The following is a 19,022-nucleotide window of genomic DNA, read 5'->3' as shown; positions in this document are numbered from 1 at the left end:
ATCTTCGGGCCGCTTTCCAGGGGCCGCGATGCCGGCTTTTTCCCATAAGGACGGACCTTTACCGATGCAGACCGCCCAGCTCGAAGCCGCGATCGAGGCCGCCTGGCAGCGCCGCGAAACCCTCAACCCGGCGACCGCCGGCGAGACCCGCGAGGTGATCGAGGCCACCCTCGACCGGCTCGATGGCGGCCAGCTGCGCGTGGCGGAGAAGATGGACGGGGTCTGGGTCACGCATCAGTGGCTGAAGAAGGCGGTGCTGCTTTCCTTCCGGATCAGCGATTCCGCCCCCATCCCCGGCGGCGGCGATTTCCCGGGCTATGGGCCCGCCGTCTGGTACGACAAGGTGCCCTCGAAATTCGCCGGCTGGGGCGAGAACCGCTTCAAGTCCGCAGGCTTCCGCGCGGTACCGACCGCGGTGGTGCGCCGCTCGGCCTATATCGCGCCGGGCGTGGTGCTGATGCCGAGCTTCGTCAATGTGGGCGCGCGCGTCGACAGCGGCACCATGATCGACACCTGGGCCACGGTCGGCTCCTGCGCCCAGATCGGCAAGAACTGCCACATCTCGGGCGGCGCCGGCATCGGCGGCGTGCTCGAGCCGCTGCAGGCGGGTCCCGTCGTGATCGAGGACAATTGCTTCATCGGCGCGCGGGCCGAGGTGGCCGAGGGCGTCGTGGTCGAGGAAGGCTCGGTGCTCTCGATGGGCGTCTATCTCGGCGCCTCGACCAAGATCGTCGACCGCGCCACCGGCCAGATCCATTACGGCCGCGTGCCGGCCTATTCGGTGGTGGTCTCGGGAACCCTGCCCGGCAAGCCGATGCCGAATGGCGAGCCCGGCCCCGGGCTTTATTGCGCCGTGATCGTGAAGCGCGTCGACGAGAAGACCCGGGCCAAGACTTCGATCAACGAGCTCCTGCGGGACTGACTCTTGCCCGCACCGGCGCCCCTCGACCCGCTCGCCCTCACCCAGGCCCTGATCCGCTGCCCCAGCGTCACCCCGGCGGATGCCGGGGCGCTCGGCGTGCTGGAAGGCGCCTTGAAGCCGCTGGGCTTCGAGTGCCATCGCCTGCCCTTCGCGCTCGGCAACAGCCCGCGCGTCGAGAATCTCTACGCGCGCCTCGGCAAGAGCGGCCGCAATTTCTGCTTCGCCGGCCATACCGACGTGGTGCCGCATGGCGACAAGGCCCATTGGCGGGTCGATCCCTATGAAGCGGCCGTGATCGATGGCGAGCTGATCGGGCGCGGCGCCGCCGACATGAAGGGCGCCATCGCCTGCTTCACCGCGGCGGCCGCGCGGTTCCTGGCGAGGCGCAAGAACGGCTTCGACGGCTCCATCAGCCTGCTGATCACGGGCGACGAGGAAGGTCCCTCGATCAACGGCACCAAGCCGGTGCTGGGCTGGCTCAAGGAGCGCGGCGAGAGGCTCGACGCCTGCATCGTCGGCGAGCCGACCAACCCCGAGAGGCTCGGCCAGATGATCAAGATCGGCCGGCGCGGCAGCATGACCGGCTGGCTGACGATCAAAGGTGTCCAAGGCCATTCGGCCTATCCGCATCTGGCGGACAACCCGGTGCATCGGCTGATCGGCATCCTCGAGCGCTTCATCGCCGAGCCGATGGACAAAGGCAGCGCCCATTTCCAGCCCTCGACCTTCCAGATCGTCTCCGTCGATGTCGGCAATCCCGCGACCAACGTGATCCCGGCCGAGGCGCGCGCCGTCTTCAATATCCGCTTCAACGACCTGCACAGCTCGGCCTCGATCGAGCGCTGGCTGCGCGCGGTCTGCACCGGCTCCGGCGCCAGCTACGATCTGCGCATCCATGTCAGCGGCGACTCCTTCCTGACGCCGCCGGGCCCGCTCTCGGACCTGATCGCTCGGGCGGTCGAGCGCGAGACGGGCTTGAAGCCCGAACTCAGCACCACGGGCGGCACCTCGGACGCCCGCTTCATCAAGGATTTCTGCCCGGTCGCCGAGTTCGGCATGGCCGGCAGCACCATGCACAAGGTCGACGAGCGCGTGCCGGTCCAGGATCTCGAGACGCTGACGCGCATCTACGAGGGCGTGCTCGAGGGCTATTTCGCGGCGGCCTGAGGGCATCCGCGTTCCCCATGCTCACGGCCCGGGAAATCGCCAACAACAGCTACGGCGCCTGGCGGCTTCTTCTGGCCGATCCTCGCGGCATGGAATGGCTCGACCGGACTCCCAGCGGCGCCTGGCGCTCCTTCCGCCTCGCCTTCCTGATCCTGCCGCTCTATCTGCCCTTCATCTGGCTCGATATCGATCTCACCGGAACCCAGGCGCCGTTGCTGCAGATCCTCTTCGTCGAGCTCAGCAGCTACGCCATCAGTTGGTGCCTGCTGCCGCTGGCGATGCTCTATCTGGTGCCGCTGATCCAGCGCGAGAAGGAGTTCGTCGGCTTCATCGTCGCCTATAACTGGTCGACGCTGGTCCTCATACTGCTGGCATTGCCCATCGTGCTGCTGGTCGCCATCGGCGTCTCGATGGATTTCGTCGTTCTGCTCCAGCTCATCCTGGATGGGCTCGTGCTGTTCTATGGCTGGAACATCTTCCGCTTCGCGCTCCGCCTGTCGCCGCTGGCGGCCGCCGCCTTCGAGCTCGGCGATTTCGTGCTCTCGGTCGCCCTCAACCAGCTGACCGACGCGCTGATGCGCTGACGCGCCTCAATCGATCTTCATCCCGATCCGGGTCGGGTCGAGCGAGCCCGAGATGAAGAGCACGCGGCCGAGCACATGGCCCAGCGGGATGAAGCCGAACTCGCCGATGGCGCGGCTGTCCATGCTGCTGTCGCGGTTGTCGCCGAGCAAGAAGAGCTCGCCCGGCGGCACCAGGAACTCCGGCGTGTTGTCGAAGAATTCCTTGTCCGAGAGCTCGACGATCCGGTAGCGGCGGCCGTTGGGCAGGATTTCCTCATACTGGGTCAAGGTCGCCGTGCCGGTGCCGTTGTCCGGATCGGTGAACGGGCCCTCATCCTTCCGTTCCACCATCGCGCCGTTGATATAGAGCCGGCCCTCCTTCATCTGCACCCGGTCGCCGGCGACGCCGATCACGCGCTTGACGAAGCTGCGGCCGCCGGCCTCCTTCGTCACCACCACCACGTCGCCCGGCTGCGGCGGCGCCGAACGATAGGCGTCGGTCTGGACCTGGAAGATATCGCCCACCACCAGGGTCGGGATCATCGAGCCCGAGGGCATGGAGAAGGGCTGGGTCTGCGCCGAGGGCGTCGGCACGGCCAGACCGGCGAGGCCCGACAGCAGCACAATGGCGAGATAGAGATACCAGCGGTTATACCAGGCGAGCGCGATCGAGCCGGCCTGTGCCGCGACACGCCAGGCATCGACGATCGCGCCGATCCAGATCGCGACGAGGAGCGCATAGACCGCCGGCAGGATGCCCGGATTCTCCGCGATGAGCCCCAGCGCCCGCGCCCCATAGAAGGCGCCGCCCGCCACGGCCGCCACCAGGAACCAGGCGACGGCCCGCTTCGGCCGGCCGCTATAGAGCTGGCCCAGGCCCGGCGTGAGCAGCGAAAGCAGGGCCGCCAGCCAGGGCAGCCGGCGCTGGGGAGTCTCGGTCAAAGCGAAATTCTCCAAGGAGTCGACGGCGATTCAACGAGCGGCGATCTATTCCGGCGTGGTGCCGATTCGGCCCCAGTCCTTCGCCCACCATACAACAAGAACCCGCGCGACCATGGATTCAGCCGGCATGTAGCCGAATTCCTTCATCACGCGGCTGTCCCTGCTGTTGTCCCGATTGTCGCCCAGCACGAAGTATGAAGCGAGCGGCACGGTGAACGCCGCCGTATCGTCCAGAAATTCGTGATCCGACAGCTCCATGATCCGGTAATTGCGGCCGTCGGGCAGGGATTCACGATAGAGCGTCATATCGACATCGTTGAAGCGCAGATTGCCAACCATATCACGCGGCAGGGCCACTCCGTTGATCGTCAGCCGGCCGCCAATCATCTGAACGCGGTCACCGCCCACGGCGACGATCCGCTTCACAAAGAAAGTCCCGTCGTGCTTGACGATGGCGATGTCGCCGACCAGGGGCTTCCGGCTGTCGCTCCAATACGGCTTCGTGAGAACGAAGTCGCCCGGCAGGAGAGCAGGTGCCATCGATGCGGAAGGAATGGAGTAGCTATGAAAGGGCGTCACCAGCCCCAGCGCACTGCCGATGAGAGCGATCCCGGCATAGATGTACCACCGATTATACCAGCGAAGCCGCAGCGCCCCGGTGTGCCGCGCGACAAGCCAGGCGTCGACCATCACATAGAGTCTCATGATCACCAGCGCGACGAGCGCCAGGAATATCCAGGAGAAATGGCCGTACGCTTGCCGGTCGACAAGCGTGGGCAGGTAGACGAGGGGTACAAGAAGGACGGTAACAACGACGAGCAGCAGCGCCCGACCCGGCCGGCCGCAATAAAGTTGGCCCAAGCCGCTTACCAGGAATGACAGGAGCACCGCCAACCAGGGTCGGCGAATTCGGATTGTCTCTTGCAAGATCAGCGGCTCCCCAAAATCGCTCTGACGCAGGAGAGCGTGCCGCCAAGCCGCGCTCCCGTCAATCTTGGGTTGTGGAGATGGAAGTCAGTTCCGCGTCGCCACCGCGACGGCGGCACCGGCCATCACGCCGCCGGTGACGCGGTTGACGAGGCGCATGGCGCGGCGGCTGCGGAAGGCGCGGCGCGCGCGGGCCGCCAGCAGCACGTAGCCCGCCATCACGACGCTGTAGATCGCGCTCACCGTCAACGCGATCTCGAGGAAGCCGCCCACCGTGACATGCGCGAGGTCGATCAGGGTCGGCAGCAGCGCCAGATAGAACAGCATGGTCTTGGGATTGCCCATGGTGAGGGCGAAGCCGCCGAGGAAGAGCCTGACGCCCTCGCCACCGGAGACGCGGCCCTCGCCGGGCTCGGCCGCCGGCGCCGTCCAGAGCTTCCAGGCGAGATAGAGCAGATAGGCGGCGCCGAGATAGCGGATCGCGACAAAGACCGGCTGGAACAGGGCCGCCAGCAGCGCCAGCCCGAACATCGCGCTCGCGACCCAGATCAGCTCGCCCGCCATGAGGCCCGTGCAGAAGGCGAAGGCACCGTGCGTGCCCTTGCCGATCACGCGCGCCACCAGCGCCGTGACGGTCGGGCCCGGCAGGGCGCAGGCGACCAGGTAGGTTGCGGCGAAGATCAGGAGGACATGGAGGGACATGAGGTGACCTAATCCCCTCCCCCGGAACGGGGGAGGGCGAGGGAAGGGGCTGCTCGCTGTCGATGACTGTGCAGCCCCCTTCCTAGCCTTCCCCCGAAGCCGGGGGAAGGGACAAGACGATGAAGCCTCAATACCCCACTTCCGTCAGATAAAGCCCGTCCGGCGGTGCCGTCGGGCCGGCGGCGCTGCGGTCCCGGGCGGCGAGCGCCCGGGCCACGTCGGCGGGCGTCCATTTGCCCTCGCCGACCAGCTTCAGCGTGCCCACCATGTTGCGGACCTGGTGATGGAGGAAGGAGCGCGCCTTGGCGCGGATCTCGATCGCCTCGCCCCGACGCTCGATCTCGAGAAGATCGAGCGTCTTCATCGGCGAGGCCGCCTGGCAGATCGAGCTGCGGAAGCTGGTGAAATCGTGATGCCCGACGAGATGGGCGGCGCCCTCGCGCATCGCGGCGTCGTCGAGCGGCACCGTCACCAGCCAGACATGGCGGCGATCGATCGTCAGCGGCGCGCGGCGGGCGAGGATGCGGTAGCGATAGGCGCGCCATTTCGCCGAGAAACGCGCGTGGAAATCCTCGCCGACGATCTCGACCCGCAGCACCGCGACCGGATGCGGCTTCAGGTGGTAGTTGACGGCATTGCGCACCGTGTCGGGCTCGGCCTCGCGCAGGAGATCGACATGGACCACCTGGCCCAGCGCATGGACGCCGGCATCGGTGCGGCCCGCGGCGAAGGCGTTCGGCCGCTCGCCGCAGAAGGCGAAGATCGCGTCCTCCAGCGCCTCCTGCACCGAGAGCCCGTTGGCTTGGCGCTGCCAGCCCACGAAGGGCCCGCCGTCATATTCGAGCGTGAGCTTGTAGCGCGGCATGGTGGGGATTCTATCAGGTCAGGCGCGTGCCCGCCTCGAGCGGGAATCCGCGCAGCAGATCGGCTGCGGCGACCGGCTTCTTGCCCGGCCGCTGCAGCTGCTCGACCGCCAGCACCGTCCCCTCGCCGCAGGCGACCGCCAGCGCCGCCTGGCCGGCAGGGCCGAGGATCGTGCCCGGCGCTTCGCCGGTCCCGATCGGGAGCGGTCGCATATCGAGGACGCGCAGCCGCTCGCCCTTGGCCTCGAACCAGAGGCCGGGCCAGGGCGTGAAGGCGCGCAGGCGGCGATGGATCAGGGACGCGGGCTCGCGCCAATCGATGCGCGCCTCCTGCCGCTCGAGCTTGGCCGCATAGGTGACGCCCTCGGCCGGCTGCGGCTTCGCCTCGAGGCGGCCCGCGGCCAAGGCGTCGAGCGCCTCGAGAATCAGGCGGGCGCCCATCAGCGAGAGCCGGTCATGGAGCGTCGCCGCCGTGTCGTCGGGCTCGATCGCGCTGCGCTCCTGGGTCAAGATCGCGCCGGTATCGAGCCCCTTGTCCATCTGCATGATGGTGATGCCGGTCTCGGCGTCGCCCGCGAGGATCGCGCGCTGGATCGGCGCGGCCCCCCGCCAGCGCGGCAACAGCGAGGCATGGATGTTGAGGCAGCCCCGGCGCGGGGCCGTCAGGACGGCCGGCGGCAGGATCAGCCCGTAGGCCACCACCACCGCGGCATCAAGCCCCAGCGCCCGGAAGGCGGCCTGCTCGGATTCGCTCTTCAGGCTCGCGGGCGTGCGGACCTCGAGCCCGTGATGCTCGGCCAGGCGCTGCACCGGCGAAGGCTGGTCGCGCTGGCCGCGTCCCGCGGGTCGCGGCGGCTGGCTGTAGACGGCCGCGATCCGATGCCCCGCCTCCACCAGCGCCTTCAGCGCCGGACAGGCGAACTCGGGCGTGCCCATGAAGGCGAGGGTGAGCGGGGTCATGGACGGGCGGCTTCCCGGGCCAGGCGGGCGATCGCTGTTCTCGGCTCCACCGCCTGTACCGTCGTCTTCGCCCCCACTGTCATTCCCGTCCCCACTGTCATCCCCGCGAAAGCGGGGATCCAACTCGATCCAGCGGCGCATGCTGAAGGATGGATCCCCGCTTTCGCGGGGATGACGGTACAGGTCGCGGGGATGACAGTGGGGGCGGAGACGACGGAAGAGAGAGCGGAAGTGACGGAACTGCGGGTGTTCGCCGCCGCGCTCGATTGAAAGCCCATCGCGTCCCCCACCCCCGCCACCGCTCAGAGCGCGTGGTCGCGGGCGGGCTGGGGGGCGGCTTTCTTCGCCTTGAGGAGCTTGCGCAGGATGATGTTGCGCTTGAGCGCGGTCAGGTGGTCGATGAAGAGGATGCCGTCGAGATGGTCCATCTCGTGCTGGATGCAGGTCGCGAGCAGCCCCTCGGCCTCGAGCTCGACTTCCTTGTTGTTCTCGTCGAGATAGCGGACCTTGATCTTCGCGGGCCGCGTCACGTCGGCATAATGCTCGGGCACCGACAGGCAGCCCTCGTTATAGACCGCGTCCTCGTCCGAGACCCAGAGCAGCTCGGGATTGGCCATGCGCAGCGGCCGCGGCTCCTCGCCCTCATGCGCGAGGTCGAGCACGATCACGCGCTCCAGCACGCCGACCTGCGGCGCCGCCAGCCCGATGCCGGGCGCCAGATACATGGTCTCCAGCATGTCGCCCATGAGCTTGCGGACGCGCGCGTCGACCTCGGCCACGGGCTTGGCCTTCTTGTTCAGGCGCGGGTCGGGAGCGACGATGATGGGAAGCAGGGCCATGGGGGCTGGAAAAGATGGAAAACGGAGCTTGGTGCACCCTCTAGGTATGGATCGCCGGGACCCGCGTCAAGCCGCGGATTTCCGCGGGTTTGGCCGCTTTCCCGGCCCATGCTAGGGTCGTTCCCCGTCCCCCGATTCGAGGCCTCCTCCCGTCATGGCTGCCTGGCCGCTCGACCCCACCCTGATCCTGACCGGCGTGGCGCTCCTGGCCCTCGTCGCGCTCCTGGTGGCGGTCGGATTCGGCATCGCCCTGATGCGCCGGTCGGGCGCCGATGCCGGCCGGATGGCGGAGCTCACCGGCCGCTTCGACCAGATGGCCCGGGCCCAGAGCGAGGCCCAGGCGCGGCTGGCCGAGGGGCTGCAGACGCAGGAGCGGGCACTCGCCGCCACGGTCGAGCAGCGCCTGGCCCAGCTCGGCGACCGGGTGGGACTTCGGCTCCAGGAATCCTCCACCCAGGCGCAGCAATCCCTGACCGAGCTCAAGGAGCGTCTCGCCGTCATCGACGCCGCGCAGAAGAACATCACCGAACTCTCGACCCAGGTGGTCGGGCTCCAGGACATCCTCTCGAACAAGCAGGCGCGCGGCGCCTTCGGCGAGGTCCAGCTCGAGGCCTTGGTGCGCGATGCGATGCCGGCCGCGAGCTTCGAGTTCCAGGCGACGCTCTCCAACGGCAAGCGGGTCGACTGCCTGCTGAAGCTGCCCCAGCCGCCGGGCCCGATCGCGATCGATTCGAAGTTCCCGCTCGAGGCCTATCGCGCGCTCAAGGAGGCCAAGGACGAGGCGGCGCTCAAGCTGGCGCAGCGCGACTTCCAGACCGCGGTGCGCAATCACGTGCTCGACATCGCCGGGAAATACATCCTCGCGGGCGAGACCGCCGACTGGGCGGTGATGTTCCTGCCCTCCGAGGCGGTCTATGCCGAGCTCCATGGCGGCTTCACGGCGCTGGTCGAGGAAGCCCTGCGGCGGCGGGTCTCGATCGCCTCGCCCTCGACGCTGATGGCGCTCCTGACCACGATCCGCGCCGTGCTGCGCGACGTTCGCATGCGCGAGCAGGCGCATGTGATCCAGCGCATCGTGGGCCTGCTGCTCGAGGATGTGCGCCGCCTCTCCGAGCGCGTCAGCAACCTGCAGAAGCATCACGAACAGGTGGGCAAGGACCTGAAGGACATCGCCACATCGTCCGAGCAGATCCAGAAGCGCGGTGAGCGCATCCAGGAAGTGGAGATCGAGGAAAGCGGCGCGACGCCAACGCCGGCGCCACTGCCGGCAGCCGATCTCTTGATTGCCAAGCGGTAAGGGCCATATTCCTAGGCGCCATTGCCGGTTGCAGCCGGGGGTATTAGTCGCCGCTTCGTCATGGTGACGGTTTGGCGGCAGGAACAAGTTGGTGGCGGCTGACGGCGTTCCGGCGGATCGGGGAGTGGGCCCGGCCGGCGCCGCAGGAAACAGGGGAGCAGACGAACATGGAAGTGGGTGGATTCTCGATTTTCGTCCTGGTGCTCGTCGTCCTGGCGATCATCCTGATCTTCTCCGGCGTGAAGTCGGTGCCGCAGGGCAGCGAATGGACGGTCGAGCGCTTCGGGCGCTACACCAAGACGCTCCGGCCCGGCCTTAATCTCATCATGCCGATCATCGACCGGATCGGCGCCAAGATGAGCATGATGGAGACGGTGCTCGACGTGCCGACGCAGGAGATCATTACCAAGGACAACGCCATGGTGAGCGTCGACGGCGTCGTGTTCTACCAGGTGCTGGACGCGGCCAAGGCGGCCTATGAAGTGCGCCAGCTCCAGATCGCGGTGCTCAATCTCGTCATGACCAATATCCGCACGGTGATGGGCTCGATGGATCTGGACGAGCTGCTCTCCCAGCGCGACAAGATCAACGCCCAGCTCCTCCACGTCGTGGACGAGGCGACCCATCCCTGGGGCCTCAAGGTGACGCGCATCGAGATCAAGGACATCGCCCCGCCGCGCGACCTGGTGGATTCGATGGCCCGCCAGATGAAGGCCGAGCGCGACAAGCGCGCGGCCGTGCTCGAGGCCGAGGGCCTGCGCCAGGCGCAGGTGCTGAGGGCCGAAGGCGAGAAGCAGGCCGCGATCCTCCAGGCCGAGGGCCGTCGCGAGGCCGCCTTCCGCGATTCCGAAGCGCGCGAGCGCGCCGCCGAAGCCGAGGCCAAGGCGACGCAGATGGTTTCCGAGGCGATCACCAAGGGCGACGTGCAGGCGATCAACTACTTCATCGCGCAGCGCTATGTCGATGCGGTGGCGCGCTTCGCCGATTCGCCCAACCAGAAGCTGGTGCTGATGCCGCTCGAGGCCTCGGGCGTGATCGGCGCCATCGGCGGCATCGCCGAATTGGCCAAGCAGGCCTTAGCCAAGCAGGGGACGGGCCCCTGGGAGAAGAAATAGTGGGCGACGCGGTGACCGCGTTCCTGCAGGGGAACGTCGAGTTCTGGCATTGGTGGATCCTGGGCGTCCTCCTGCTCCTGCTGGAGGTGTTGGCGCCCGGCACCTTCTTCCTCTGGCTGGGGCTCGCCGCCGGCGTCGTGGGACTGCTGCTGGTGATCCTCCCCGATCTCGGCTGGCAGCTCCAGGTCCTGATCTTCGCCGTGCTGTCGGTGGTCGCGGTCTTCGCCGGCCGGGCCTGGCTCAAGCGCCATCCGATCAAGACCGAGGATACCGGCCTCAACCGCCGCGCCGACGCACTGGTGGGCCAGATCTATACCCTGGCCGAGGCCATCCATGTCGGCCGCGGCGCGGTCAAGGTCGGCGACACCGTCTGGCGCGCCGAAGGCCCCGACCTCCCCAAGGGCGCCCGCGTCCGCGTGATCGCCGTCGAAGGCACGACGCTGAAGGTCGAAGCGGCGTAGGCTTGTTCTTCCCTCTCCCCCGCGTCGCGGGCGGAGAGGGAAAAGCAGGAAAAACGCCGTCTTCCTTTCCTGCCGTTGCCGTCGCTGAGATCGGCTAAGCTCTTCGCCTGACCAAGGGAGAGCGCGCGTGGCGGCGGGACAGGACTGGCTCAAGCTGAACGATCGGGACTCCGTCCTGGTTGCCTTGAACGACCTGCCGGCCGGCACCCGCATCGAGGACGGGCTCGTGCTCGGCGAGGCGATCCCGCGCGGGCACAAGTTGGCGCGCCATGCGATCGCGCAAGGCGAGCCCGTGCTGAAGTTCGGCATCCCCATCGGGGTCGCGACCCGGCCGATCGCGGCCGGCGCTCATGTCCACACGCAGAATCTCGCCTTCCAGCCGATGAAGGTGAACTGGCGCCTGGGCGGCGCGGCGCTGCCGCAGCCCGCGCGCCGGTCGGCCTCCTTCGAAGGCTTTCGCCGCGCCGACGGGCGCGTCGGCACGCGCAACTATCTGGGCGTGCTGACGACGGTGAACTGCTCGGCGACCGTGGCGCGGCTCATCGCCGACCGCTTCCGCCGCGAGGTGGATCTCGCGGCTTACCCCACCATCGACGGCATCGCCTCCCTCACCCACCAGCAAGGCTGCGGCGCGCGCGGCGACGGCCCCAACATCACTCTCCTGCGCCGCACGCTCGCGGGCTACGCCAACCATCCGAACTTCGCCGGCGTGCTGGTCGTGGCGCTCGGCTGCGAGGACAACCAGGTCCATGACTTCATGGCGAAGGCGGGCCTTCATCCGAGCGAGCGGCTGAAGCCCCTCGTCATCCAGGAGGAAGGCGGCACCGAGGCGACGGTCCGCGCCGCGATCGATGCGCTCAAGACCATGATCGAGCCGGCCGCCGCGGCCACGCGCACGCCGGTCGGCGCCGAGCATCTGACGGTGGGCCTCCAATGCGGCGGCTCCGACGGCTTCTCGGGCCTGACGGCCAATCCGGCGCTGGGCAGGGCGGTGGACCTGCTGGCGGCGGCGGGCGGCACCGGCATCCTCAGCGAGACGCCGGAGATCTATGGCGCCGAGAGCCTGCTGCTCGCGCGCGTGACCGAACCGGCCGTGGGCGAGACGCTGATCGAGCTGATCCGCTGGTGGGAGGAGCATGCCCGGAAGGACGATGGCAGCCTCGACAACAATCCCTCGCCCGGCAACAAGGCCGGCGGCATCACCACCATCCTCGAGAAGTCGCTGGGCGCCGTCGCCAAGAGCGGCAGCTCGCCGCTCACCGCCGTCTACCGCTATGCCGAGCCGATCACGGCCAAGGGCGCGGTCTACATGGATTCGCCGGGTTACGATCCGGTCTCGGCCACGGGCCAGGTCGCGGCCGGCGCCAATCTCGTCTGCTTCACCACCGGCCGCGGCTCCTGCTTCGGCTGCAAGCCGGCGCCGAGCCTCAAGCTCGCCACCAATACGCCGATGTACCAGCGCATGAAGGGCGACATGGACATCAATTGCGGCGAGATCGCCGACGGCACCGCGACGCTGGACGAGATGGGCGAGCGTATCTTCGATCTGATGCTGCGCACCGCCTCGGGCGAGAAGACAAGCAGCGAGCGCCTCGGCTATGGCGACGAGGAGTTCGTGCCGTGGAATTACGGCGCAACCTATTAGGGCGATCGCTTCGAAGCCCGGAGCGAGTCCGACGCCGACCACATCCCTCCCCTTTCGGACGCAGGCGCCGGGATGAGCAAAGGTTCACAAACCCGTTCCACCCCGGATTCAGCGACCCGGCCTGCCCTTCGGCGCGCAGAGAGAGAGGTAGCGAGGAGCGGCCCTCCTGACCGATACTTTGCGCGGGCTGCCTATTGTCAGGGGGATATCATGATCGGATTCTCGACCGCGCCATTTCGCGTGGCCTTTCCGCTGCTGCTGGGCTTGTTCCTGCTGTTGCTCGGCGGGCCCGCCCATGCGCTCTCCAACGAGGAGCAGCTCAAGGCGCTCAACGACACCGCCCGGGCGGCCTATGCGGCCGGCAAGGCCGAAACGCTGTCGCACCGGGGACCGATCATCATCGTCGGAAGCGACATCGTCCTGATGGCGAACGGCAGCGAGACCCGGGCCAACTACACGCCCGACAGCTACACCAGCCTGAAGACGATGTCCCATATCGCGCTGGGCACGGTGGGCCTGCTGCAGGCTTATCTCGACGATCCGGCCGGCGGCGCCTCCAAATGGCGCCCCTATCTGGAAAAGCTGGAGGTGCAGACGAAAGCGGTCGAACCCATTCTCGACACGCTGGGGCTGGGCGACGACGCTCTCGCCCGCGACCGGTTCATCGTGCAGCACCTGCTGGCGTTCATGGACTCCGTGCTGCAGAAGGGCAGCTATACGCGGGAGGAACTGACCGCGGCGGGACACGAGGTCGCGCCTTTCCTCCTGGCGAACGCCGCCGCGGCGGCGCGCGACCAGATCGACCTGCTGGATTCGATCGTCCAGAAATGGCGTGCCGGCATGACGCCGGACGAATGGAACAATATCCGCGTGTTCGTCCTCGGTCCGCGCATGCCGCGGAACGGCTACCTGCAGTTCAACTATTTCCGCTTCCTGATGGGCGACGACGCCGTGGACAAGCGGTTGATCTATGGCGAGAACATCTTCGACGACGACGGCGCCATCGCGCTCCTGGGCACCATCCTGACCGACCGCTCCATCGCCGCCATCGTCTTCGACGACGAGATGCGCATGGACCGGGATTTTCTCGCCGACGGCGCGCAGGCCTATCTCATGGAGCGCTTCGGCAAGCTCGGCAAAGCGACGCCCTAGCCGAGAAGCTCGCGACAGCCCCGCAGCGACGAACCCGGCTCTGGCGACCGGGCGGTCCCGCCGTGGCATTACAGGGCCGCGGATCAGCGATCGCCATGCCCTCGGATAGGATCGCTTTGCTCGACTTCCGAGCGTCGAGCGAGATTGATGGCCGGCGGCTTCGCTCTTCCTGGAAGCGGCCCCTCCCCCTACCCCCTCCCGCCAGGGGAGGGGGCTGGAACAACCAACATCTCGCCCCCTCCCCTCCTGTCCTCCGAAGCCCACCGGGCGAAGGAGGATGCGGGAGGGGGTGGGGGGAGGGTGATCGCGAAACGCGATGCCGCCTAGTACCGCACCCGCACCGCGTAGCTGAACTTCGCCGAACCCTCGGCCGGGACCTGGACTTCCCAGCGCAGGCGGTTCGAGTTCACCTCTTCGTGCTTCGCGCTCTCGCTCAGGATCTTCCAAGTACCGGGGACGTCCTCGATCAGCACGACCGTGACCGGCTCCTTCTTGGCGTTCTTGAGCTCGATCTCGTAGGCGCTCTCATAGACCGAGTCCGAGATCTTCTCGTATTTGGTCTGGCGCGCGCGGGCGGTCACGTCGAAGGCCTGGCCCAGCGTGAGCCGGACATCCTCGTTCTTGGGCGTATGGTCGATCGCGTCCTCGCCCACGAACTGCACCTGCCCGTCATTGTCGGCCTTGTAGACCCTGACCGTGCCCTTGGGCAGCGGCAGGCCCAGATGCGACTTGTCGTCATTGACGAAGCTGACATAGACGGTGGCGTTGACCCGCTCCTGCTCGCCGATATCGTAGGTATAGCCGCGCGCCGTCAGGTCGGTGAAGCGGAACTCCTTCTCGACCGGCACCGAGGCGGCGCTCAAGAGCGCCACCTGCTTGGTCTGGTTCTCGGCGATCGTGGTCGGGCGGTTCAGCGTATAGAGGTGATACTCGAACAGCGACTGCTCGCTCATCGCCTGCTCGGCCGCCGGCGCCGGCATGGCCGTGGCCACCGTCATGTCCTTCATCATCTCCTGCTGGACGCGATGCACGTCGCCCGCCACGAGCTGCAGCTTGGCGTCGCGATAGGTGGTGCCGCTCTGGTTGGTGAGCGTGACCCAGCCGTCGATATCGAGCGTCTTCTCGTCCGGGCTGAGCGAGGCCACATAGTCGGCGGCCCAGCTCAGGCCGCCGGTCAGGTAGGAAAGCTGCGCCGTCGCGTCGCCGGCCTTGTCGCTGTCGGCGTCGATCACCAGCGTCGGCCGCGCGCGCAGGTTGGGCGGCACCTCGTCGAACACGATGCGGCCGGGGGACGCGGTCTCGATCCGGTCGCCGATCTTGAGCACCACGCCGCCGGCGACGCTCAAGACCGTCGCCTCCTCGGTCGTCTCGGCGCCGGTGGCGTAGTTGGTGGTGATGACGCGCACCTTGCGGCCCACCGACTTCTCCAGGAGCTTCTCGGGCGTCAGCAGGTCGAAATTGAAGTTCTGCTCGCGCACCGTGACCTTGGCGCCGTCGACGCGCAGCAGCGCCGTCTCGGGGCGCATCTGCCCGCTCACATCGATGAAGGCGAGGTCGTTGAGCCCGGCGGTCAGCGGGATCTTGCGCTGGTCGCGCACCAGGGCGAGGTCCTGGTTGTAGATGGTGATGGCGACGCCGGTCTGGTCGTCGAGCGAGACCTGCGTCTCGGCGGGCGCGGTCTCGGCCCAGGCCGCGGAGGAAATCGCCGCCGGGCCCAGCAACAGGATCGCGGCCAGCGACAAAGCCGCCACCGGCTTCAAGGCCGAGGCGCGCAGCAAGCTCGAACGAAGGCTCATCGATGAACTCCCCAAAGGCCGGTCCTCGAGGGTTGCGGCCGGACGACCACCATCGTCACGGGCCTGCAACAGGAGCGGCGGATATGTCCCACGGGCGCCTAGATGACGCGCCATTAAGGCCAATTAAGGGCGCGGGCAAGGGATTTTAAGGGCGCGGGATGGCCCGTTATCGAAATCACCCCCTACAGAAGGGGCGGGCCCGCATGCTCTTTTGTCTTCCCCGCGAAAGCGGGGATCCATCCTGATCCAGCACGGCAAGCTTGACGTTGGATCCCCGCTTTCGCGGGGATGACGACAAAGGCAACGGCTCGAACCGGCCGGAATTGAAGGCCCCCTCACATCGGCCATTGCTGCGTGATGCAATGGATCCCGCCGCCGCCGGCGGCCAGCGTCGAGATGTCGACCTGAACCACCTCGCGGTCGGGGAAGGCGGCGGCGACGGTCTCGCGGGCGATCGCGTCCTCCTTCGGCAGTCCGAAGCTCGGCATCACCACGCCGCCATTGGCGATGTAGAAATTCACGTAAGAGGTCGAGTAGCCCCAGCCATGGGCGCCGGGACGGACGTCCGGCGCTTCGCGGAGGGTGAGGATCTCGAGCGGCCTTCCCTGGGCGTCGCTCTGGCCGTCGAGCGCGCGGCGGTTGCGCTCCGTGGTCTCGCGCATCTCGGCGCGGCTGGAGGCGCTGGCCTCGAACAGCAGGACGCCCGGCCGCACGAAGCAGGCGATGCCGTCGATATGGCCGTCCGTGCCTTTCTCGTAGGGGTTGCCCGGTAGCCAGATCGTCTTGGCGATCCCGAGCGCGCGGGCGAACTCCGCCTCGGCCGCCTCCTTGGTGATGCCGGGATTGCGGTTCTTGTTGAGCACCACCGTCTCGGTCGTGAGCAGCGTGCCCGCGCCGTCGACATGGAGCGCGCCGCCTTCCATCGCGAGCGCCGAGCTGATGAGGGGCGCTTCGATCTTGCGGGCGAGCTTGCGGCCCAGATGCGCATCCTGCGAGAAGGCCGGCGCATAGCCGCCCCAGCCGTTGAAGCGCCAGGAAACGGCACAGACGGCGCCGTCGCCGCGCTTGACGAAGCTCGGTCCCATGTCGCGCATCCAGGGCTCGTCGAAGGGCAGCGCCAGGATCTCGATCTCCTGCCCGAGCTCGCTCTGCGCCTCCGGAACCTGCCCCGGATCGACCGCCATGAAGACGGGCTCGAAGCGGCGGATCGCCCGGGCCACCGCGGCATAGTCGCGGCGGATCTCGGCCACCGGCCGGTCCCAGGCCTCGCCGCTGCGCGGCCAGGCCATGAAGCAGCCGCGATGCGGCTCCCATTCCGCCGGCATCCGCACATCATTCAATTCGCTCATGCGACGAGCCCCTCCAGGTTTTCTTGCCGTCCTGCCCCGTTGCTGATTATATGGGGCTCCTTGCGTTTCCGGCAGCCGCGGATTTCTTCTCATTCTGATCGAAATTCCTCATGCGTAAGCCTGCTCCCGATCGCCCGGCCTCGCTGCGCGCCCTGCCCTCGATGCGGGCGCTCGGTGCCTTCGCCACCACGGCGAAGCTCGGCAGCTTCTCGAAGGCGGGCGCCGAGCTGGGCATGACGCAGTCGGCCGTGAGCCACCAGATCCGCATGCTCGAGGAACAGCTGGGCCAGCCGCTCTTCAACAGGCTCCACCGCAACGCGGTGCTGACCGATGCCGGCCGCGATCTCGAGATCACGCTGCGCGATTGTTTCGAGCGGCTCGAGCTGGGATTGAAGCGGCTCGAGCAGTATCGCAAGCCCAACCAGCTCATCCTTCATGCGCGCCCCGCTTTCGCCCAGCGCTGGCTGCTGCCGCGCCTGGCCGGGCTCAAGGCCCGGCATCCCGAGATCGATCTCTGGCTGTTCTCGACCGACCAGCCGATCGATCTCGCGCGCGGCGAGATCCACCTGGCGATCCTGCCGCTGTCGCCCGCGGACGGGCGCGACAGGCAGGGCATGGCGACGCGCAGCCTGTTCGGCGATCTTCTGACGCCGCTCTGCACGCCCGCCCTGGCCCGGCGCCCGAAACCTTTGCGCCAGCCGGCCGATCTCCTGTCGCGCCCGCTCCTCCATGACGAGCGGCGCGAGGACTGGGTCCGCTGGTTCGCCGCGCAGGACACGCGCGCCAGCCTGCCGACCCAGGGCTATAATTTCGGCGATTCCGGCGCGCTGCTGCAGGCGGCGGCGGAAGGGCTGGGTGTCGCGCTGGGCTCGCTGGCACTCGCCGCCGCCGATCTCGAGGCCGGCCGGCTGGTGGCGCCTTTGCCCGGCACGATCCCGGCCGACCAGGACTGGTCGGTGACGCTCAACGAGAATGCGGCCGACAGGCCCATGATCCAGCGCTTCCTGCAATGGCTCGACGGCGAAGCCGCCCTCACCCGGGCCTGGCTTGCCGACTGGACCGCCGTCCACCCCGCGCCCACCGCCGCTCCGGCGGCCCGAAAGAGGAAATGACCCATGCCTCGCCTTCTGACCGTCGCCGCCCTGCAGACCCATCACGACTGGAATCACGACGCGACCGTGGGGCGCGTGCTGGCGCTGGCCCATCGCGCCGCCGACCAGGGCGCCCAGCTCGTGCTGCCCTCGGAGCTGTTCGAGGCGCCCTATTTCTGCAAGACCGACAATCCGCGCTATCGCGAGCTGGCGCGGCCGGTGGCGGGTCATCCCACCATCGCGCTTTTCCAGAAGTTCGCGCGCGAGCGGGGCGTGGTGGTGCCGGTCTCGATCTATGAGCGCGCCGAGGACGGGCTCTTCAACACCGCCGCCATCGTCGATGCCGGCGGCGAGCTGCTCGGCACCTATCGCAAGTCGCATATCCCGCAATTCCCCGGCTATCGCGAGAACGCTTTCTTCGCGCCCAGCCAACAGGGGCCCAAGGTCTGGGCCACGCGCCATCTCAAGCTCGGGGTCGGCATCTGCTGGGACCAGTGGTTCCCCGAGCAGGCGCGCATGATGGCGCTCATGGGCGCCGAGCTGCTCTGCTACCCGACCGCGATCGGCAGCGAGCCCAACAACAGCCTCTGGGACAGCCGCGACCAGTGGCAGACCGTGATGCGCGGCCATGCCGCCGCCAACCTCGTGCCGGTGCTGGCCGCGAACCGGACGGGCAAGGAAACCGACGACGGCATCACCATCGATTTCTATGGCAGCTCCTTCCTCACCGACCAGACCGGCGCGATGATCGCGAGCGCCTCGCGCACCCAGGAGGAGATCGTCATCGGCAGGATCGACCTCGAGCAGGCCTATACGGCGCGCGACTATTGGGGCGTCTATCACACCCGGCGGCCGGAGATGTACGGCCGCATGGTGGAGACGCCGGCCGGCCCGCCGCCGCGCTGATTTTCCTCGCCCCCACGACGTGGGGTCTTCACGGATTCGCCTGAGAACAGGGCCTTTGCAAGGATCTGCCGGCCCTGGGATTTCTCAAGCCGTTGGAAACAAGCCCTGTTTCCGGCTGCCATCAGCTTAGGGGGTGCTCGAATAACAGGCTCGGAACAGGGGCCTCTCAGGCCGCTATCAGGCGTTTGAAGATGGCAGCGGCGGGCCCGGCGAAATCGTTATGATTAGAACAAAAGGAGAACAATGTCAATGGGAATACGGCCCGACGCGATGGTCGCGAGCGCCCCGCGCAACAAGGAAGAGATCGTCATCGGCGCGGCCGAGA

At 67.8% G+C, this 19,022-nt stretch carries 18 protein-coding genes; 10 read left to right on the top strand and 8 right to left on the bottom strand.

From position 1 onward, the window contains the following. Positions 1-64 precede the first annotated feature (64 nt). From dapD to FRZ61_RS02540, 3 genes are read left to right on the top strand one after another with little or no spacing between them, the layout of a single operon-like run. On the top strand, positions 65-922 hold the full coding sequence (gene dapD / locus FRZ61_RS02550; RefSeq protein ID WP_151114829.1) for a 2,3,4,5-tetrahydropyridine-2,6-dicarboxylate N-succinyltransferase: 858 nt from the start codon (positions 65-67) through the stop codon (positions 920-922). Positions 923-925: 3 nt separating this feature from the next. After that, positions 926-2,089, top strand: a complete 1,164-nt coding sequence (gene dapE / locus FRZ61_RS02545; protein ID WP_151114828.1) for a succinyl-diaminopimelate desuccinylase — start codon at positions 926-928, stop codon at positions 2,087-2,089. 17 nt (positions 2,090-2,106) lie between these two features. Beyond that, complete coding sequence (locus FRZ61_RS02540) at positions 2,107-2,673, top strand: hypothetical protein (protein WP_151114827.1); 567 nt, start codon at positions 2,107-2,109, stop codon at positions 2,671-2,673. A 6-nt stretch (positions 2,674-2,679) separates the two neighbouring features. Here FRZ61_RS02540 and lepB (FRZ61_RS02535) read toward each other — a convergent pair whose 3' ends face one another. The 6 genes from lepB (FRZ61_RS02535) to def all read right to left on the bottom strand — a co-directional run bounded on the left by lepB (FRZ61_RS02535) (position 2,680) and on the right by def (position 7,885). Beyond that, the gene (lepB, locus tag FRZ61_RS02535) at positions 2,680-3,594 is read right to left on the bottom strand and encodes a signal peptidase I (RefSeq protein ID WP_151114826.1); all 915 of its coding nucleotides are present in this window, start codon (positions 3,592-3,594) and stop codon (positions 2,680-2,682) included. A gap of 45 nt (positions 3,595-3,639) precedes the next feature. Continuing rightward, positions 3,640-4,521, bottom strand: a complete 882-nt coding sequence (gene lepB / locus FRZ61_RS02530) for a signal peptidase I (protein WP_151114825.1) — start codon at positions 4,519-4,521, stop codon at positions 3,640-3,642. An 87-nt stretch (positions 4,522-4,608) separates the two neighbouring features. Then, positions 4,609-5,223, bottom strand: a complete 615-nt coding sequence (locus FRZ61_RS02525; RefSeq protein WP_151114824.1) for a LysE family translocator — start codon at positions 5,221-5,223, stop codon at positions 4,609-4,611. A 127-nt stretch (positions 5,224-5,350) separates the two neighbouring features. After that, the gene (truA, locus tag FRZ61_RS02520) at positions 5,351-6,088 is read right to left on the bottom strand and encodes a tRNA pseudouridine(38-40) synthase TruA (protein ID WP_151114823.1); all 738 of its coding nucleotides are present in this window, start codon (positions 6,086-6,088) and stop codon (positions 5,351-5,353) included. A gap of 13 nt (positions 6,089-6,101) precedes the next feature. Beyond that, entirely contained in the window at positions 6,102-7,046 is a 945-nt protein-coding gene (gene fmt, locus FRZ61_RS02515) for a methionyl-tRNA formyltransferase (RefSeq protein WP_151114822.1), read from the bottom strand. 302 nt (positions 7,047-7,348) lie between these two features. Continuing rightward, entirely contained in the window at positions 7,349-7,885 is a 537-nt protein-coding gene (gene def, locus FRZ61_RS02510; protein ID WP_151114821.1) for a peptide deformylase, read from the bottom strand. A 154-nt stretch (positions 7,886-8,039) separates the two neighbouring features. Between def and FRZ61_RS02505 the strand changes: the two genes are divergently transcribed. The 5 genes from FRZ61_RS02505 to FRZ61_RS02485 all read left to right on the top strand — a co-directional run bounded on the left by FRZ61_RS02505 (position 8,040) and on the right by FRZ61_RS02485 (position 13,555). Continuing rightward, complete coding sequence (locus FRZ61_RS02505) at positions 8,040-9,182, top strand: DNA recombination protein RmuC (RefSeq protein WP_151114820.1); 1,143 nt, start codon at positions 8,040-8,042, stop codon at positions 9,180-9,182. Between the two features lie 167 nt (positions 9,183-9,349). Further along, positions 9,350-10,297: an SPFH domain-containing protein gene (locus tag FRZ61_RS02500; protein WP_225309073.1), complete on the top strand. Its 948-nt coding sequence runs from the start codon at positions 9,350-9,352 to the stop codon at positions 10,295-10,297. Further along, positions 10,297-10,758 carry an NfeD family protein gene (locus tag FRZ61_RS02495; RefSeq protein ID WP_225309072.1) on the top strand — a complete coding sequence of 154 codons (462 nt, stop codon included), beginning with the start codon at positions 10,297-10,299 and terminating at the stop codon, positions 10,756-10,758. Before FRZ61_RS02500 ends, FRZ61_RS02495 begins: the two co-directional genes overlap by 1 nt. Positions 10,759-10,885: 127 nt before the next feature. Beyond that, a complete protein-coding gene (locus tag FRZ61_RS02490) occupies positions 10,886-12,403 on the top strand; it encodes a UxaA family hydrolase (protein WP_151114819.1) in 1,518 nt (505 codons plus the stop codon). Between the two features lie 210 nt (positions 12,404-12,613). After that, a complete protein-coding gene (locus FRZ61_RS02485) occupies positions 12,614-13,555 on the top strand; it encodes a hypothetical protein (RefSeq protein WP_151114818.1) in 942 nt (313 codons plus the stop codon). Between the two features lie 323 nt (positions 13,556-13,878). Here the strand turns inward: FRZ61_RS02485 and FRZ61_RS02480 are convergent, their stop codons facing one another. Both FRZ61_RS02480 and FRZ61_RS02475 read right to left on the bottom strand, forming a co-directional pair. Continuing rightward, positions 13,879-15,351, bottom strand: coding sequence for a DUF4139 domain-containing protein (locus FRZ61_RS02480; RefSeq protein ID WP_151114817.1), 1,473 nt, complete (start codon positions 15,349-15,351; stop codon positions 13,879-13,881). Positions 15,352-15,686: 335 nt separating this feature from the next. Then, the gene (locus FRZ61_RS02475) at positions 15,687-16,700 is read right to left on the bottom strand and encodes an agmatine deiminase family protein (protein WP_151114816.1); all 1,014 of its coding nucleotides are present in this window, start codon (positions 16,698-16,700) and stop codon (positions 15,687-15,689) included. A gap of 110 nt (positions 16,701-16,810) precedes the next feature. Here FRZ61_RS02475 and FRZ61_RS02470 point away from each other — a divergent pair, with 110 nt between their 5' ends. Then, positions 16,811-17,812, top strand: coding sequence for a LysR substrate-binding domain-containing protein (locus tag FRZ61_RS02470; RefSeq protein WP_151114815.1), 1,002 nt, complete (start codon positions 16,811-16,813; stop codon positions 17,810-17,812). A 3-nt stretch (positions 17,813-17,815) separates the two neighbouring features. After that, a complete protein-coding gene (locus FRZ61_RS02465; RefSeq protein ID WP_151114814.1) occupies positions 17,816-18,697 on the top strand; it encodes a nitrilase-related carbon-nitrogen hydrolase in 882 nt (293 codons plus the stop codon). Positions 18,698-19,022: the final 325 nt, after the last annotated feature.

Source organism: Hypericibacter adhaerens, from assembly GCF_008728835.1.
GTDB classification, from domain to species: Bacteria; Pseudomonadota; Alphaproteobacteria; order Dongiales; family Dongiaceae; genus Hypericibacter; species Hypericibacter adhaerens.
The sequence above is the reverse complement of the archived record's forward strand: the minus strand, read 5'-3'. Positions and strand labels throughout refer to the sequence as shown.

Coding starts and splice junctions, on each gene's coding strand:
- FRZ61_RS02470 (WP_151114815.1), top strand. CDS start 16,811: ATGCGTAAGCCTGCTCCCGATCGCCCGGCCTCGCTGCGCGCCCTGCCC.
- FRZ61_RS02525 (WP_151114824.1), bottom strand. CDS start 5,223: ATGTCCCTCCATGTCCTCCTGATCTTCGCCGCAACCTACCTGGTCGCC.
- def (WP_151114821.1), bottom strand. CDS start 7,885: ATGGCCCTGCTTCCCATCATCGTCGCTCCCGACCCGCGCCTGAACAAG.
- FRZ61_RS02475 (WP_151114816.1), bottom strand. CDS start 16,700: ATGAGCGAATTGAATGATGTGCGGATGCCGGCGGAATGGGAGCCGCAT.
- FRZ61_RS02480 (WP_151114817.1), bottom strand. CDS start 15,351: ATGAGCCTTCGTTCGAGCTTGCTGCGCGCCTCGGCCTTGAAGCCGGTG.
- FRZ61_RS02540 (WP_151114827.1), top strand. CDS start 2,107: ATGCTCACGGCCCGGGAAATCGCCAACAACAGCTACGGCGCCTGGCGG.
- dapD (WP_151114829.1), top strand. CDS start 65: ATGCAGACCGCCCAGCTCGAAGCCGCGATCGAGGCCGCCTGGCAGCGC.
- FRZ61_RS02465 (WP_151114814.1), top strand. CDS start 17,816: ATGCCTCGCCTTCTGACCGTCGCCGCCCTGCAGACCCATCACGACTGG.
- fmt (WP_151114822.1), bottom strand. CDS start 7,046: ATGACCCCGCTCACCCTCGCCTTCATGGGCACGCCCGAGTTCGCCTGT.
- FRZ61_RS02485 (WP_151114818.1), top strand. CDS start 12,614: ATGATCGGATTCTCGACCGCGCCATTTCGCGTGGCCTTTCCGCTGCTG.
- FRZ61_RS02505 (WP_151114820.1), top strand. CDS start 8,040: ATGGCTGCCTGGCCGCTCGACCCCACCCTGATCCTGACCGGCGTGGCG.
- truA (WP_151114823.1), bottom strand. CDS start 6,088: ATGCCGCGCTACAAGCTCACGCTCGAATATGACGGCGGGCCCTTCGTG.
- FRZ61_RS02500 (WP_225309073.1), top strand. CDS start 9,350: ATGGAAGTGGGTGGATTCTCGATTTTCGTCCTGGTGCTCGTCGTCCTG.